Annotated in this window: 16 protein-coding genes and 2 pseudogenes; 14 read left to right on the forward strand and 4 right to left on the reverse strand. The window is 63.4% G+C overall.

Annotated elements, in window-relative coordinates; genetic code table 11:
• Positions 1-177 precede the first annotated feature (177 nt).
• The 7 genes and pseudogenes from ACHPFG_RS17045 to ACHPFG_RS17075 all read left to right on the forward strand — a co-directional run bounded on the left by ACHPFG_RS17045 (position 178) and on the right by ACHPFG_RS17075 (position 6,498).
• The gene (locus ACHPFG_RS17045; RefSeq protein ID WP_145338822.1) at positions 178-1,311 is read left to right on the forward strand and encodes an FAD-dependent monooxygenase; all 1,134 of its coding nucleotides are present in this window, start codon (positions 178-180) and stop codon (positions 1,309-1,311) included.
• Complete coding sequence (locus ACHPFG_RS17050; RefSeq protein ID WP_431699909.1) at positions 1,308-2,108, forward strand: alpha/beta fold hydrolase; 801 nt, start codon at positions 1,308-1,310, stop codon at positions 2,106-2,108. The genes ACHPFG_RS17045 and ACHPFG_RS17050 overlap by 4 nt, the downstream gene beginning before the upstream one ends.
• A 10-nt stretch (positions 2,109-2,118) precedes the next feature.
• Complete coding sequence (locus tag ACHPFG_RS17055) at positions 2,119-2,871, forward strand: maleate cis-trans isomerase family protein (RefSeq protein WP_131696503.1); 753 nt, start codon at positions 2,119-2,121, stop codon at positions 2,869-2,871.
• Positions 2,872-2,905: 34 nt separating this feature from the next.
• The gene (locus ACHPFG_RS17060) at positions 2,906-3,538 is read left to right on the forward strand and encodes an N-carbamoylsarcosine amidohydrolase (RefSeq protein WP_431699910.1); all 633 of its coding nucleotides are present in this window, start codon (positions 2,906-2,908) and stop codon (positions 3,536-3,538) included.
• 144 nt (positions 3,539-3,682) lie between these two features.
• Positions 3,683-4,993 carry an MFS transporter gene (locus tag ACHPFG_RS17065; protein ID WP_431699911.1) on the forward strand — a complete coding sequence of 437 codons (1,311 nt, stop codon included), beginning with the start codon at positions 3,683-3,685 and terminating at the stop codon, positions 4,991-4,993.
• Positions 4,994-5,073: 80 nt separating this feature from the next.
• A pseudogene (locus ACHPFG_RS17070) lies at positions 5,074-5,274 on the forward strand (LysR substrate-binding domain-containing protein); the annotation flags it as partial.
• 78 nt (positions 5,275-5,352) lie between these two features.
• A complete protein-coding gene (locus ACHPFG_RS17075) occupies positions 5,353-6,498 on the forward strand; it encodes a MalY/PatB family protein (RefSeq protein WP_431699912.1) in 1,146 nt (381 codons plus the stop codon).
• Between the two features lie 55 nt (positions 6,499-6,553).
• Here the strand turns inward: ACHPFG_RS17075 and ACHPFG_RS17080 are convergent, their stop codons facing one another.
• Positions 6,554-6,769: a TOBE domain-containing protein gene (locus ACHPFG_RS17080; RefSeq protein WP_003173733.1), complete on the reverse strand. Its 216-nt coding sequence runs from the start codon at positions 6,767-6,769 to the stop codon at positions 6,554-6,556.
• 339 nt (positions 6,770-7,108) lie between these two features.
• Here ACHPFG_RS17080 and ACHPFG_RS17085 point away from each other — a divergent pair.
• Positions 7,109-7,258: pseudogene (locus ACHPFG_RS17085) on the forward strand (ABC transporter ATP-binding protein); the annotation flags it as partial.
• A gap of 175 nt (positions 7,259-7,433) precedes the next feature.
• On the opposite strand, the gene ACHPFG_RS17090 reads toward ACHPFG_RS17085, so the two are convergent.
• From ACHPFG_RS17090 to ACHPFG_RS17100, 3 genes are all read right to left on the reverse strand, one after another.
• Positions 7,434-8,351, reverse strand: coding sequence for a FecR domain-containing protein (locus tag ACHPFG_RS17090; protein WP_167655203.1), 918 nt, complete (start codon positions 8,349-8,351; stop codon positions 7,434-7,436).
• Complete coding sequence (locus tag ACHPFG_RS17095) at positions 8,348-8,866, reverse strand: sigma-70 family RNA polymerase sigma factor (protein WP_027607930.1); 519 nt, start codon at positions 8,864-8,866, stop codon at positions 8,348-8,350. Before ACHPFG_RS17095 ends, ACHPFG_RS17090 begins: the two co-directional genes overlap by 4 nt.
• Positions 8,867-8,957: 91 nt before the next feature.
• Positions 8,958-9,899 carry a LysR family transcriptional regulator gene (locus ACHPFG_RS17100; protein WP_092489217.1) on the reverse strand — a complete coding sequence of 314 codons (942 nt, stop codon included), beginning with the start codon at positions 9,897-9,899 and terminating at the stop codon, positions 8,958-8,960.
• Between the two features lie 116 nt (positions 9,900-10,015).
• Between ACHPFG_RS17100 and ACHPFG_RS17105 the strand changes: the two genes are divergently transcribed.
• The 6 genes from ACHPFG_RS17105 to rhaM all read left to right on the forward strand — a co-directional run bounded on the left by ACHPFG_RS17105 (position 10,016) and on the right by rhaM (position 16,038).
• Entirely contained in the window at positions 10,016-11,311 is a 1,296-nt protein-coding gene (locus ACHPFG_RS17105) for an MFS transporter (protein ID WP_431699913.1), read from the forward strand.
• A 16-nt stretch (positions 11,312-11,327) separates the two neighbouring features.
• The gene (rhmD, locus tag ACHPFG_RS17110; protein WP_092489219.1) at positions 11,328-12,512 is read left to right on the forward strand and encodes an L-rhamnonate dehydratase; all 1,185 of its coding nucleotides are present in this window, start codon (positions 11,328-11,330) and stop codon (positions 12,510-12,512) included.
• Between the two features lie 10 nt (positions 12,513-12,522).
• Entirely contained in the window at positions 12,523-13,323 is an 801-nt protein-coding gene (locus ACHPFG_RS17115; protein WP_131696512.1) for an aldolase/citrate lyase family protein, read from the forward strand.
• Between the two features lie 10 nt (positions 13,324-13,333).
• Positions 13,334-14,767, forward strand: a complete 1,434-nt coding sequence (aldA, locus tag ACHPFG_RS17120; protein ID WP_431699914.1) for an aldehyde dehydrogenase — start codon at positions 13,334-13,336, stop codon at positions 14,765-14,767.
• A 69-nt stretch (positions 14,768-14,836) separates the two neighbouring features.
• Positions 14,837-15,718, forward strand: a complete 882-nt coding sequence (locus ACHPFG_RS17125) for an amidohydrolase family protein (RefSeq protein ID WP_431699915.1) — start codon at positions 14,837-14,839, stop codon at positions 15,716-15,718.
• Complete coding sequence (gene rhaM / locus ACHPFG_RS17130; RefSeq protein ID WP_431699916.1) at positions 15,718-16,038, forward strand: L-rhamnose mutarotase; 321 nt, start codon at positions 15,718-15,720, stop codon at positions 16,036-16,038. Before ACHPFG_RS17125 ends, rhaM begins: the two co-directional genes overlap by 1 nt.
• Positions 16,039-16,040: the final 2 nt, after the last annotated feature.

Here is a 16,040-nt window from a genome sequence, read left to right on the forward strand (position 1 = left end):
AACGTTACCCTTTCACACACACCCAACAGATACGCGGATAAATACAGTACAGATGACGAATTCAGCCAAAAAACAATTTCATTAACCTGGGCTTCCAATTTTAAAAAAGTAGCGTATACACTAAAAAACTCGCGGACAGATGCCGCCGACAATCAAAGAGACAGAGGATCACGCCCCATGGGAAGCACACAAAAAATCGCTATCGTCGGTGCCGGCCTGGGCGGTGCAGCTGCCGCCACCCTGTTGCAGCAAGCCGGCTTCGACGTCGACATCTACGAGCAGGCACCCGAGTTCTCCCGGCTGGGCGCGGGGATCCACATGGGCCCCAACATCATGAAAATCTTCCGCCGCATGGGCATCGAAAAGCAGCTGGACCTGATGGGCTCGCACCCCGAGTACTGGTTCAGTCGTTGCGGCGAAAGCGGTGAATACCTCTCGCGTATCCCGCTCACCGGCTATGGCGCGTCCTACATCACCGTGCACCGCGGCGACCTGCACGCCCTGCAGATGTCCACCCTCAAGCCTGGCACCCTGCACTTCAACAAGCGCCTGGAAACCCTCGAAGAAACCGACACCCAGGTGCGCCTGACCTTCGCTGACGGCGAAGTGACCTATGCCGACATCGTGATCGGCGCCGACGGCATCAATTCAAAGATCCGCGAGGAGCTGCTCGGCGCGGAAAAGCCGTTGTACAGCGGCTGGGTCGCGCACCGCGCGCTGATCCGTGGCGACCAATTGGCCAAGTACGACTTGAAGTTCGAGGACTGCATCAAATGGTGGACCGAGGACCGCCACATGATGGTCTACTACACCACCGGTAAGCGCGACGAGTACTACTACGTGACCGGCGTGCCCCATGCCGAATGGGACTTCCAGGGCGCGTTCGTCGACAGCAGCCGCGAAGAGATGTTCGACGCCTTCAAGGGCTACCATCCCACCGTGCAGGCGTTAATCGAGAGCACCGAAAGCGTGACCAAGTGGCCGTTGCGCAACCGCAACCCGTTGCCGCTGTGGAGCCGTGGCCGCCTGGTGCTGCTGGGCGATGCCTGCCACCCGATGAAGCCACACATGGCCCAAGGCGCCGGCATGGCCATCGAAGACGCCGCGATGCTCACCCGCTGCCTGCAGGAAACCGGCATCAGCGACTACCGCACGGCCTTTGGACTCTACGAAGCCAACCGCAAGGAGCGCGCATCCCGCGTGCAGGCCGTATCGAACGCCAACACCTGGTTGCGCACCCAGGAAGACCCCGCCTGGGTCTATGGCTATGACCTCTACGCCCAGCCGCTCAAATCGGGGGTGGCCGCGTGAGTACCTTCCTCTACGGCGGCAACGTCCAGGCCAATGGCATTCGCCAGCACTACCTGCGCTATGGCGGCAAAGGCCCGGCTCTGATTCTGATCCCGGGCATCACCAGCCCGGCGATCACCTGGGGCTTCGTGGCCGAGCGCCTGGGCGCGCAGTTCGACACCTACGTGCTGGATGTACGCGGGCGCGGGCTGTCCTCGACGGGTCCGGAGCTGGATTACAGCGCGGATACCTGCGCCGAGGACGTCGGTGCCTTTGCCGATGCGCTGAACCTGGACAGCTACCACCTGATGGGCCACTCCATGGGCGCGCGCTTTGCCGCGCGCAGCGCCGTGCTGCATCCCCACGGCGTCAACCGCATGGTGTTGATCGACCCACCGGCATCCGGCCCGGGCCGACGCGAGTATCCGAGCAAATTGCCGTGGTACGTCGACTCGATCCGTCAATCCCAGGTCGGCATGGATGCACAGGCGATGCGCGCCTTCTGCGCCACCTGGACCGACGAGCAACTGCGCCTGCGCGCCGAATGGCTGCACACCTGCTTTGAGCCCGCCATCGTGCGCGCCTTCAATGACTTCCACACGGTGGACTTCCACCAGGACCTGCCCCACCTCATGGCCCCAGCCCTATTGATGGTGGCCGGACGCGGCGGCGTGATCCTCGACGAGGACATCGCCGAGATCCAGGACCTGCAACCGCGCATCCAGGTGGTCCGCGTGCCGAATGCCGGACACATGATTCCGTGGGATGACCTTGAAGGTTTCTTCGATGCCCTCGGCGACTTCCTCACACAACAATAAGGACACTTCCATGCAGAAGCCCTACCGCATCGGCCAGATAGTGCCAAGCTCCAACACCACCATGGAGACCGAGATCCCGGCCATGCTCACCGCACGCCAGGCGATCCGCCCCGAGCGCTTTACCTTCCACTCCAGCCGCATGCGCATGAAGCAAGTGCGCAAGGAAGAACTGGCGGCCATGGACGGCGAATCCGACCGCTGCGCCGTCGAACTGTCCGACGCCAAGGTCGACGTGCTGGGGTATGCGTGCCTGGTGGCGATCATGGCCATGGGCTTGGGTTACCACCGCAAATCCGAACAACGCCTGCGCAAGGCCACCGCCGATAACGACGCCAATGCCCCGGTGATCACCAGCGCCGGTGCGCTGATCGAAGGCTTGCAGGTGATGGGCGCCAAGCGCATCGCGATTGTCGCGCCGTACATGAAACCACTGACCGAGCTGGTGGTGAACTACATCCGCGAAGAAGGCTTCGAGGTGGTGGACTGGCGCGCGCTGGAGATCCCCGACAACCTCGAGGTGGCCCGCCACGACCCGGCCAACCTGCCGGCCATCGTTGCCGGCATGAATCTGGAAGGCGTCGACGTGATCGTGTTGTCGGCTTGCGTGCAGATGCAGTCGCTGCCGGTGGTGGCCAAGGTCGAGGCGCAAACCGGCAAGCCGGTGCTCACCGCCGCCATCGCCACCACCTACGCCATGCTCAAGGCTTTGGACCTGGAACCCATCGTTCCCGGTGCGGGCGCCCTGCTCTCCGGTGCGTACTGAAGTGAGCCCTGTTCGAAAATGAGGGATTGAAAAGATGAGCGAACAATCCGCCGACGCCAACTACCAGGGCGTGTGGGGCAACCGCATCGGCTTCGGCAAGAAAGCCGCGCTGCTGATGATCGACTTCATGCAGGGCTACACCACCGAAGGCGCGCCGTTATATGCACCCGAAGTGGTTGTCGCCGTGGCTGAAAGCATCGAACTGTTGGCTACCGCACGTCAGCACGGGATTGCGGTGGTGCACACCAATATCCGCTACCATCCCGGCCATTTCGCCGATGGCGGTATCTGGGTGAAAAAAGCCCCGGTAATGAAAGACATGGTCGAAGGCAACCCACTGGCGGCGTTCTGCGCCGAGGTACTGCCCCAAGCCGATGAAGTGGTGATCACCAAGCAGTACGCCAGCGCGTTTTTTGGCAGCAGCCTGGCTTCGATGCTGTATGCCCAGGGTATCGACACGGTGGTGCTGGCCGGCTGTTCCACCAGCGGCTGCATTCGGGCGACGGCGGTGGACGCAGTGCAACATGGGTTTCGCACCATCGTCGTGCGTGAGTGCGTCGGTGATCGACACCCGGCGCCCCATGAAGCCAACCTGTTCGACATCGACAGCAAGTACGGCGACGTGGTGAGCAAGCAGGAGGCCATGAGCAAGTTCAGGGAGCAATAAGGCCTTACCCCCAACCGCGCCACAGAGCACGGCACCTGCAGAACATTTCTGACACTGCCTTTGGAAGCCGCTTCGACAGCATTCCGAAGTGCTGAAACAAAAGCGGCTGTATAAAAACCATAAGTCACCGCCAGGAGACACCCGATGCCCATTGCGAATGCAGCGCCCGCGACCACGGTCGCCGATCCGGTTAACACGCTTTACCACAAGATCACCTGGAAGCTGATTCCCTTCCTGTGCTTCTGTTATCTGGCCGCTTACCTCGACCGGATCAACATCGGCTTCGCCAAACTGCAGATGCTCGACCAATTGCAGTTCAGCGAAACCGCGTTCGGCCTCGGCGCCGGGCTGTTCTTCGTCGGCTATATCCTCTTTGAAGTCCCCAGCAACCTGGTACTGGAGCGGGTCGGCGCAAAGATCTGGATCGCGCGCATCATGATCACCTGGGGCCTGTTGTCGGCCTGCACCATGCTGGTCACCTCCACGACCCAGTTCTACATCCTGCGCTTCCTGCTCGGCGCCGCCGAAGCCGGGTTCCTGCCTGGCGTGCTGTACTACCTGACCACCTGGTTTCCCACCCATCGGCGCGGGCGCATCATTGCGCTGTTCATGATCGGCCTGCCGCTGTCCAGCGTGATCGGCGGCCCGTTGTCCGGCTGGATCATGGGCCACTTCGACCACATCGGCGGCCTGCGCGGCTGGCAATGGCTGTTCCTGATCGAGGCGGTACCCAGCGTAGCGCTCGGCGCGCTGACGTTCTGGGCGCTGCCCAACACTTACCAGCAAGCCAAATGGTTGTCGGACGAAGAAAAGGCCTTGCTCGAAACCGAACTGCGCAAGGACGACACCGATGGCGCCGACAGCAAGCACAGCTTCCGTGACGGATTCTTCAACCTCAAGGTGTGGATGCTCGGCGGCATCGACTTTTCGATCCTGCTCAGCGCCTACGCCATGGGCTTCTGGATGCCGACGTTCATCCGCAACGCCGGGGTCACCGACACCTTCCATATCGGCATCCTCACCGCCCTGCCGAGCGTCGCCGCCCTGCTGGGCATGCTGTTGATCGGCGCCAGCTCCGACAAACACCGCGAACGCCGCTGGCACATCATCGTGCCGTTTTTCATCGGCGCGGCGGCGATGGCCACCAGCACCTTCTTCACCCATAACGTCGCGGCTACCGTGGCGCTGTTCGCGATTGCCTCGGCGGCGATCATCGGCGCAGTGCCGGTGTTCTTCAGCCTGCCGGCGACCTTTCTCAAAGGCACCGCCGCCGCCACCGGTTTTGCCCTGGCGTGCTCGCTGGCGAATATCGCCGGCCTGGTGAGCAACTCGTTGATGGGGGTGGCGATCGACGTCACCGGCAGCAGCGCCGGCGCGTTGTGGTTCTTTGCCGGCTGCCTGATCCTCAGCAGCTTCCTGGTCATCGCGTTGCCGGCGAAACTGGTCAATCGCTGACACCCCCTGTACCGCACCCGCCTTGCGCGGGAGCGGTCATCCTCAGCCCGCCAGGGCGAAGCCGCGCTGCAGGTCTTCGCATTAAAGCGGCCACTCGCGCGGGCCTGGGAGTGACGCCGCGCAGCATGGAAATGCTCGGCCCGGATATGCGCGTGCTGGGCGAAACGGATGGGTTGCCGAGGTTGCCGGAGGTCACGTACTACCTGTGGATTCGGCCGAATACGGCGAACCCGATTGCGCGCAAGGCGTATGACTTGATTCGGGGCAACCAGGGCCTGTAAAGACGGGGCTGGCATCTGGATTTTATCCCGTTAGAATCATCGCCATTCCCGTCTGCCCTCCCTGACACGAGCCCCTTCATGAGCGTTGATTTCGACACGATCCACCCCCGCCTCGGCACTGGCAGCACCAAATGGAACCGTTACCCGGCCGATGTGTTGCCGATGTGGATCGCCGACATGGACATCGCCGCGCCGCCCGCCGTTCTCCAGGCCCTGCACGCTCGCGTCGACCAGCAGATTCTCGGCTACAGCGTGGCCGGCCCGGATGTACGCGAGGCCATCGTGGCCGACCTGTGGGCCAAGTACGCCTGGCGCGTACAGCCCGACGACCTGCTGTTCCTGCCCGGCGTTGAGCCTGGCTTCAATATGGCGCTGCACGCCTTTGTACAACCGGGCCAGCCGGTGGTGCTGCAAACCCCCAACTATCGCCCGATTCGCCTGGCGCCCGGACACTGGAACCTGCCGCGCATCGAAGTACCGTTCGAGTTGAGCAACGCTGAATACATCACCCCCATGCCCGCCCTGCGCAAGGCCCTGACCGGCGCCGGCGCACTGCTGCTGAGCAACCCGCACAACCCGATCGGCAAGGTCTTCCCCCGCGAAGAACTGCTGGCCTTGGCCAATGCCTGCCTGGAAAACGGCGCGCTGATCATCAGCGACGAAATCCACGCCGAGCTGTGCTTCGACGGCCGCCGCCACATCCCCACCGCCAGCCTCAGCCCCGAGATTGCCCAGCGCACCATCACGCTGATGTCGGCGAGCAAGGCCTACAACGTAGCCGGCTTGAAGACCTGCTTTGCGGTGATCCAGAACGCCGAGATTCGCGAGCGCTTCAACCAGGCCCGCTGCGGCATGGTCGACAGCGTCAGCCCCCTGGGCCTGGAAGCCACCCGCGCCGCCTACAGCCAGTGTGGTGAATGGCTCGACGCGCTGAAGCAGTACCTGCAAGCCAACCGCGATTACCTGTTCGAGGCCGTGCAAACCCGCTTGCCCGGCGTAGTGATGCATGCGCCGCAAGGCACATTCCTCGCCTGGCTGGACTGCAGCGCCCTGGGCCTGGATGACCCACAGCACTTCTTCCTGGAGCAGGCCAAGGTCGGGCTGAGTGCGGGGATCGAATTCGGTGACGACAGCCAACAGTTCGTGCGCCTGAACTTCGGCTGCCCACGGGCCTTGCTGGAAGAGGGTCTGCAACGTATGGAGCGTGCGCTGCAGCAGCGCTAAGGCACCGTCGCGGGTTTTATCAATGTGGGAGCAGCGCTCCCACATCAGGTGGGCGTCACAGCTTGGCGATGGACACTTCGGTGGACTTCACAAAGGCAATCACTTCGCTGCCTACCTTCAATTCCAGGTCACGCACCGAGCGGGTGGTGATCACCGAAGTGACGATGCCGGATGCGGTTTGCACGTCAATTTCGGACACCACCTCCCCCAGCAGAATTTCCTTGATCACGCCCTTGAACTGGTTGCGCACGTTGATCGCTTTAATGGTCATGTCGGCTTTCCTTTTGGCTGTTGGGTCAATCCGCACGAATGCGCAGGCCCTCAAAGTGCGTTATCCGAGAGAACATTAAAAGGAATATATAACTATTTATTTATTCCATATAGAAATATACAAGCTGTTGCCCCATCAACAGCCGATCAACAATTTGCTCCCCCCCCGGTAGCAGCTTTCGAGTCCCGGCAAGGCTGCGTCGGCCGCGACTCGATCCTGGGTCGGCAGTGCGCCTGACGCAGCCTCGACGGCGAAGTGGTGTTTGTGTTTCGGGAACCACGCCTGATGCCTGGGCTCACGGTGGAGCAGAACATCGGTATCAGCGATGACAACCCCTGAGACCGGGTGCTGGTGATGGACAACCAACCGAGCAGCATTCGCCAGGCACTGGCGGTCGACCTGCCGCACCCGAGAGACCGACGTGATCCGTTGCTGGCCCGGCTCAAGGCGCTGGCCTTGACCGAGTTGCAGCGTGCCCACGTGATCTGAGGACTACTCGTAACCTGTGGCGAGCGGGCTTGTCCCGCGCTGGGCTGCGAAGCAGACCCAAAGCCAGGCGCTGCGGTTTACCTGACAGAACACAGGAATCCTGATTGGGGCTGCTTCGCAGCCCAGCGCGGGGCAAGCCCGCTCACCACAACAAGCAGGCTTGCCACAAAGCGCATCAAGCCGCCTTGCGCAGGCTCACCCAATAACGGGTTCGAGATTGCACCTCCAGCCCCAGGGTCGAGGCCAGCAGGCCGAGGATGCGGTCGGTGTCATCCAGGCGAAAACTGCCGGTCACTCGCAGCGTTTCCAGGCTGGGATCCCAACGCAACACGCCCGGACGATAGCGTTCCAGCTCGCGCAGAAAATCCCCCAGCAACTGGTTCTGTGCGGTCAACACGCCGTCGCGCCAACCCAGCTGCAGCACATCGAACGGCACCCAGGCGCCAAGTCCGCCGGCTTTCAGCGGTGCTTGCTGCCCCCCCTGCAATGTCGCCAGGTTTGCGCTCAAATCACGCACCTGCACCGCGCCCTTGAGCACCGACACCAGGCAGCCGGAAGGCAGTTGCCGCACGCACACCTCGGCCTGGCTGACGAGCAATTGGCCGTAGCGGGTTTGCACCGTCATCGCCGCCGCGCCCGGAACGTTCAGCGCCAGCTCACCGTCGACCAGGGTGATGCGCCGTTGTGCCAGGTCCACGTCTACGGCTGTAGCGGTATTCAGTTGCAGGCTGCCACCCTCGGCCAACGGCATGCGTTTGCGTTCGCCGGTGGCGGTGTGCACGTCGGCACGCCAGGCTTCGATAGGCAACTGGCGGCTGATCAACCATGCCGTCGGCAGCAGCGCCGCCACGCCCAAGGCACGCTTGAGCACGGCACGTCGCCCCGGTTGCGGGCGGTCGAGGCTGGCCATCGCGAGCGCCTGGGGCAAGTCGCTGAAACGCTGGCGCAAGGTCTGGGCTCTTTGCCAGGTCTGTTCATGCTGGGGATGGCTGTCGCGCCAATGCTGCAACGCGGCGTGATCGCGCTCGGTGGCCGCGCCGGATTCGAGCAGCGCCAGCCACTGGGCGGCGGCGCGCGCGACGTCGCGGCTCACAGCTCCACCAGCAGGCAATGCTCATAGGCCTGGGCCATGTAGCGCTTCACCGTACGTTCGGACACGTCAAGACGCTCGGCAATCTCGCGGTAACCCAGGCCCTCCAGCTGGCTCCATAGAAACGCACGGCGCACCAGCACGGGCAAGCCGTCGAGCAATTCATCCAGGGCTTGCAGGGTTTCCAGCACCAGCCAGCGCTGTTCGGGCGACGGCACACAGGTGTCGGGCAAGGTGGCCAGGGCATTGAGATACGCCTGTTCGAGGCTGCGGCGCTGATGAAAATTCACCAGCAGGCGCTTGCCCACCGTCACCAGGTACGCCCGGGGTTCCTGCATCTGCGCAATCGGCTGCGCACTGGCAAGCACCCGCAGGAACGTGTCCTGGCTCAGGTCGGCCGCATCCCAGGCATTGCCCAGTCGCCGCCGCAGCCAGCTTTCCAGCCAGCTGCGATGGTCACGGTACAAGCTCGATAGCGTCAGTTCGGGGGCGTGCGTGGGGACAACAGCATCATTCATGGCAACAACCTGCACGGCGCGATTGAGTCTCAAATGAGATTCATTCTATTTAATATCGTGCCGGGACACCATGATCTTTTCAACCTCGCGTTTACAGCATCGCCGCCTTCTGCCGCAGCAGGTCAATAAACAAGCCCAATTCGCGGCTCACCCCCTCGCCCTTGCGCAACAAGATGCCAAACGGCGCCAGCCGCACGTCCAGGGCCACCGGCAGCGCGACCACCAGGCCCATTTTCAGATAATCACGCAAGGCACTTTCCGACAGCACCATCACCGCGTCGGTCAGTTGGATCAACTGCTGCATGGAGTACACCGAGCTGCATTCGATGATGTCCGCCGGGCTTGGCAGCGCCAGGTCTTGCAGGGCCTGGTCGAAACCGATACGCGCCGGGCTGGTTTGCGGTTGCAGGATCCACGGCCAGTCGCGCACCAGCTCCGCCAGGGATAGCAGGCCGCGTCGGACCAATGGGTGGCCGGCGTGCACCACCACCAGCAGACGCTCGTTGCCCAGGGGTTCGAAGCTGTAGTGCTCGCTGTCGGTGGCGGCGTTGCGCCGGGAGATGGCCAGGTCGATGCGCCCCTGCTCCAGCAGTTGGATCACCTGGTCGCTGGTGTCGCCCATGATGCGGATACGCAGTTGCGGGTTGAGCGCCTTGATCTGCGCAATGCAGTCCATCACCAGGTCCGGCGCGGCGCCCATGATGGTGCCGATGGACAAGTAGCCATACCCGCCCTGCTGGCGCGCCATCAGGTCTTCGGCGCAACGGTCGAGGCCGCTCAGTGCCGATTCGGCAAAATTGATCAGTTGCTGGCCGAGTGCCGTAGGACGCATCCCCCGTGGCAGACGCTCGAACAGGTCACAGCCGAACATGTCCTCGATCTCGCGCAGCATGCGCGTGGCCGCCGGTTGCGACATGTTCAGGGCCTGGGAGGCGCGGTGCAGGTTCTGGCTGGAACTCAGCGCCACCAGCATATGCAAGTGCTTGTAGCGCAGGCGGTTGAACAGGCTGGGGGAGATCGTGGAACTACGCATTTTTTTCCTTATTATCGATACCCTGAGGTTATCGGTTGTAAGCGAGATTCGATTTGTAGCGCATTGCTCGGCCGCCGTACAGTCCGGTCCATAAGAACAAAACAACGGACCTCCTCATGAAAACCCTGCCCGCGCACCTGCTCGCCAAGATTTCCTGGCGGCTGCTGCCCTTCCTGCTGTTGATGTACATCATGGCGTTTCTCGACCGCGCCAACGTCGGGTTCGCCAAGCAAGCCTTCCAGGCCGACACAGGTTTGAGCGATGCCGCCTTTGCCTTTGGCGCTGGTGTGTTCTTCGTCGGCTACGCGCTGCTGGAAGTGCCGAGCAACCTGATCCTGCACCGTGTCGGCGCCCGCCTGTGGATGTGCCGGATCATGGTCAGTTGGGGCCTGATTTCGGCGGCGATGGTGTTCGCCCATGACGAAACCAGCTTCTACGTACTGCGCTTCCTGCTGGGCGTGGCCGAAGCCGGGTTCTTCCCCGGCGTGATCCTCTACCTCACCTACTGGTTCCCCCAGGCCGTGCGCGGCAAGGCCATGGGCTTCTTTTACTTTGGCGCGCCCCTGGCCTTTATCTTCGGCAGCCCATTGTCCGGTTTGCTCTTGGAGATGGATGGCTTCGGTGGGATTCACGGCTGGCAGTGGCTGTTCGCCGTGGAAGGCTTGATGGCCAGCGCGGTAGGCATCTGGGCCTACTGGTACCTGGACAATCGCCCCGCCGACGCCAAGTGGCTGAGCGTGGACGAGCGCCAGCAAATCCAGAGCCTGCTCGACCTGGAAGACCAACACAAAACCTCCCATGGCCGCAGCCTGCTGACCGTGTTGTGCCAACCCTCGGTGCTGTACCTGTGCCTGGTGTACCTGCTGATCCAGGCCAGTGTGTATGGCGTGGTGTTTTACCTGCCCACCCAGGTGGGCGGCCTGCTCGGCACCAAGGTCGGCTTGATGGTCGGGCTGGTTTCGGCGATTCCCTGGGTCTGCGCGCTGTTCGCTGCCTGGTGGATCCCCGGTTATTCCGACCGCACCGGCGAACGCCGCCGCACCGCCTGCCTGACGTTATTGATGGCGGCCGCCGGCATCGCCTGCTCGGTGACCTTCGCCAACCCACTGCTGGGCATGCTCGCGCTGTGCTTTGCCGCCTCGGGTTTTATCGCGGTGCAGCCGGTGTTCTGGACCTTCCCCTCCAGCTACCTGGCCGGCAGCGCCGCCGCAGCCGGCATTGCGTTGATCAATTCCTTCGGTGCCCTCGGCGGCTTTATCGCCCCTGTGATCAAGCAGTGGGCCGAAGGCGCCTTCGATTCCCCGGCGGCCGGTTTGTACCTGCTGTCCGCCACCACGGTACTCGCTGCATTGCTGGTACTGGGCATCCATTCACCCGGCCGCACCGCGTCGAACACGCCGGCCACTGTTTAATTCCAGGAGTCATACCATGGGTCATCTCACCATCAAACACGTGCGCGCCTTTGTCCTGCGAGGCGGCGGCGCCGATTACCACGACCAGGGCGACGGCCATTGGATTGACGACCATATCTGCACGCCCATGAGCAAATACCCGGAGTATCGCCAGAGCCGCCGCAGCTTCGGCATCAACGTGCTCGGCACCCTGGTGGTGGAAATCGAAGCCAGCGACGGCACCGTCGGTTTCGCGGTGACCACCGGCGGCGAACCGGCGGCGTATATCGTCGAAAAACACCTGGCACGCTTTATCGAAGGCGCACGTGTCACGGACCTCGAGAAGATCTGGGACCAGATGTACCAGTCAACCCTCTACTACGGTCGCAAGGGTTTGGTGATCAATACCATTTCCGGGGTTGACCTCGCGCTGTGGGACCTGCTCGGCAAGATCCGCCAGGAGCCGGTGCACCAGTTGCTCGGCGGCGCGGTGCGTGACGAGTTGCAGTTCTACGCCACCGGCGCGCGCCCGGACCTGGCGCAGAAGATGGGTTTTATCGGCGGCAAGATGCCCCTGCACCACGGGCCCAGCGAAGGCGAAGAAGGCCTGCGCAAAAACCTCGAAGCCCTGGCGACCATGCGCGAACGGGTCGGCCCGGAGTTCTGGTTGATGCTCGATTGCTGGATGAGCCTGGATGTGAACTACGCCACCAAACTGGCGATAGGCGCCCATGAACACGGGCTCAAGTGGATCGAGGAAGCGCTGTCTCCCGACGACTACTGGGGCTACGCCGCCCTGCGCAACAACGTGCCAAAAGGCATGTTGGTGACCACCGGCGAACATGAAGCCACGCGCTGGGGCTTCCGCATGCTCCTGGAAATGGGCTGCTGCGACATTATCCAGCCGGATGTCGGTTGGTGCGGCGGCCTCACCGAGCTGGTGAAAATCTCCGCCCTGGCCGATGCCCACAACGCAATGGTCGTGCCCCACGGCTCGTCGGTGTACAGCTACCACTTTGTTGCCACCCGCCATAACAGCCCGTTCGCCGAATTTCTGATGATGGCGCCCAAGGCCGATGAAGTGGTGCCGATGTTCCACCCGCAACTGCTCGGCGAGCCGGTCCCGGTGAATGGCCGCATGCGCTTGTCGGTGCTCGACAAGCCCGGTTTCGGCGTAGACCTGAACCCGGATTGCCAGTTGCACCGTCCGTACAATCGCTGAGGAAAACGCCATGAATATGCCCCGTAATGGTTTCAAGGCCGCCCTGGCCAAGGACGCCACCCAATATGGCATCTGGGCCGGTTTTGCCACCGGCTACGCCGCCGAGATCGTCGCCGGCCTCGGCTACGACTGGATGCTGATCGACGGCGAACACGCGCCCAATACCGTGCCCAGCGTGCTCAACCAATTGCAGACCGTGGCCCCGTACGCCACCGCACCGGTGGTGCGTGCGGTCAACAGTGACGCCAGCCTGATCAAGCAACTGCTCGACGTCGGCGCCCAGACCCTGATGATCCCCATGGTGGAAACCGCCGAACAGGCCCAGGCCCTGGTGCGTGCCATGCGCTATCCGCCCCATGGCATTCGCGGCGTCGGTGGCGGCCTGACCCGCGCCACCCGTTGGGATGGCGTGGCCGACTACCTCAATACCGCCCATGAAGAGCTGTGCCTGATCGTGCAAGTGGAGTCGCGCCTGGGCGTGGAAAACGTCGCGGCGATTGCTGCCGTGGAAGGCGTGGATGCAGTGTTTATCGGCCCCGCCGACCTGTCCATCGGCCTCGGCCACGCCGGCAACCCCGGCCACCCTGAAGTGCAGGAGCGCATCAAGCACGCGGTGGAGGCCACCCTCGCCGCCGGCAAGGCCAGCGGCATCCTGGCGCCCAACGAAGACGACGCACGCCGCTACCAGGCCTGGGGTTGCCGCTTTATCGCGGTAGCCATCGACATCAGCCTGCTGCGCCAGAGCGCCCTGGCCACCCTGGCCCGCTACCGCCCTGCGGCTGAAACGAACGCGCCATCGCGCACTTACTGAGGAGCTGCCCATGTCATCCTTTCCCGTGTACCAGAACTTTATCAACGGCCGCTTTACCCCAAGCCAGGCGCACATCGATGTGCTCAACCCGGCGACCGGGGTCTTGTTGTCCAAGGTCCCGGCGTCCACCGCCGACGACGTCGACCAGGCCCTCGCCGCGGCCCGCCGTGCGCAAAAAGACTGGGCGCGCAAACCCGCGATCGAACGCGCCGGGCATCTGCGCCGCATCGCCGCCAAGCTGCGGGAAAACGTCGCCCACCTGGCCCGCACCATTACCCTGGAGCAAGGCAAGGTCAGCGGCCTGGCCGAGGTCGAAGTGAACTTCACCGCCGACTACCTCGACTACATGGCCGAATGGGCGCGGCGCATCGAAGGCGAGATCATCACCAGCGACCGCCCCAACGAAAACATCTTCCTGTTCCGCAAACCGTTGGGCGTGGTGGCCGGGATCCTGCCGTGGAACTTCCCGTTCTTCCTGATCGCCCGCAAGCTGGCCCCGGCGCTGCTCACCGGCAACACCATCGTGATCAAGCCCAGCGAAGAAACCCCGAACAACTGCTTTGAATTCGCCAAACTGGTGGCCCAGACCGACTTGCCCGCCGGCGTGTTCAATGTGGTGTGCGGCGATGGCCAGGTCGGCGGCGCTCTGACTGCCCACAAGGGCGTGGACATGATCAGCTTCACCGGCAGCGTCGCCACCGGTTCACGCATCATGGCCGCCGCCGCGCCGAACATCACCAAGCTCAACCTGGAGCTGGGCGGCAAGGCGCCGGCCATCGTGCTGGCAGATGCCGACCTGGACCTGGCGGTCAAAGCCATCCGCGATTCGCGCATCATCAACACCGGCCAGGTGTGCAACTGCGCCGAGCGCGTGTACGTGGAGCGCAAGGTTGCCGACCCATTCATCGAGCGTATCAGCGCGGCCATGTCCGCGACCCGCTACGGCGATCCGCTGGCCATGGCCGATGCGGAAATGGGTCCGTTGATCAATCGCCAGGGCCTGGACAGCGTCAACCGCAAAGTGCGCACCGCCCTGAGCCAGGGCGCCACGTTGGTCAGCGGCGGGCAGATCGCCGACCTGGGTGCCGGCTTTCACTTCCAGCCGACGGTATTGGCCGGGTGCCGGGCCGATATGGAGATCATGCGCGAAGAGATCTTCGGCCCGGTGCTGCCGATCCAGATTGTTGACGACCTCGACGAAGCCATCGCCCTGGCCAATGACTGCGACTACGGCCTGACCTCGTCGATCTACACCCGCGACCTCGGCAAGGCCATGCACGCGGTGCGCGAGATCGACTTCGGCGAAACCTACGTCAACCGCGAAAACTTCGAAGCCATGCAAGGCTTCCATGCCGGCGTGCGCAAATCCGGGATCGGCGGCGCCGACGGCAAGCACGGCCTCTACGAGTACACCCATACCCATGCGGTGTACCTGCAGAGCTGAGGTGGTGAAACGGGTCGGCGCGCGTTAGCGTGCGGGCCTTTCCTGACAAAATCCCACAAGGATTGCGCGATGCCCCTGACGCCTTATAGCGGCCCCATCATCGACAGCCACCTGCACCTGTTCGACCCACGTCGCCCCCAGGGCATCCCGTGGCCCGAGCCGGGCAATCGGCTGTACGACGCCCATTTACCTGCCGACTACTGGGCCCTGGCCGGCCCACACAATGTGATCGGCGCAATTGCCGTGGAAGCCAGCCCGTGGCGCGACGACAACCGCTGGCTGCTGCACACCCTGCGCCGCGAGCCGCGCATGCTCGGTTTTGTCGGCAACCTGGACCCGCTGCACGCCGACTTCGCCAGCGACCTCGAGGCCCTGGCGGATGAGCCGCTGTTCCTCGGCCTGCGCTACGGCAACCTGTGGGACCGCGACCTGCTGCACGACCAGACCCGCCCGGGGTTTATCGACGGCCTGCGCCAACTCGCCGCCACCGGCCGCAGCCTGGACAGCGCCAACCCGAACCCGCGCCTGCTCAAGGGCCTGCTGCAGCTGAGCGAGGCATTGCCGCAGCTGCGCATCATCGTCGACCACCTGCCCAACGCCCAGGTACCCCTGGGTGAGGAGGCGGCGTACCACGCCGACCTGCTGCGCCTCGCCGAGCGCCCGAATGTGTTCGCCAAGCTGGCGGAAATTCCCCAGGTCGGGGCGCTGGGCTTGATCACCGACACTGCGTTCTACCACGACCGCCTGGCCGTGCTGTGGGAGGCCTTTGGCGAAGAGCGCTGCTTCTTCGGCAGCGACTGGCCCAACAGCGATCACCTGGCGGATTTCGCCACCACCCTGGGGCTCGTCAAACGCTGCATGGCCGACAAACCTGAAACCGTGCAGGCCAAGTTTTTCCTGCATAACGCCGTGCGTATCTACTCGCCTACGCCACCCCATGGAGCGCTGTGATGCAGACCCGCGCTTTTCGCATGCACCTCAATCCGGGCCAGGCCGATGAATATCGCCGGCGTCACGACGAGATCTGGCCGGAACTGGCCCAGGCCCTGCTCGACGCGGGCGTGGTGGATTACCGGATTTTCCTCGATGAGCCGGTCAATGCGCTGTTCGCCGTGCTCACCCACGAAGACGCCCACGGCCTGGATGAACTGCCCCGCACCGCACTGATGCAACGCTGGTGGCGCCATATGCAGGACATCATGCCCAGCCATGGAGACGGCTCGCCGGTCAGTGTCGACCTGCTGCCGATGTTCCAGCTGAGCCGCCCTTGAAT

Source organism: Pseudomonas sp. BR20 (assembly GCF_050780135.1).
Classification (GTDB): Bacteria; Pseudomonadota; Gammaproteobacteria; order Pseudomonadales; family Pseudomonadaceae; genus Aquipseudomonas.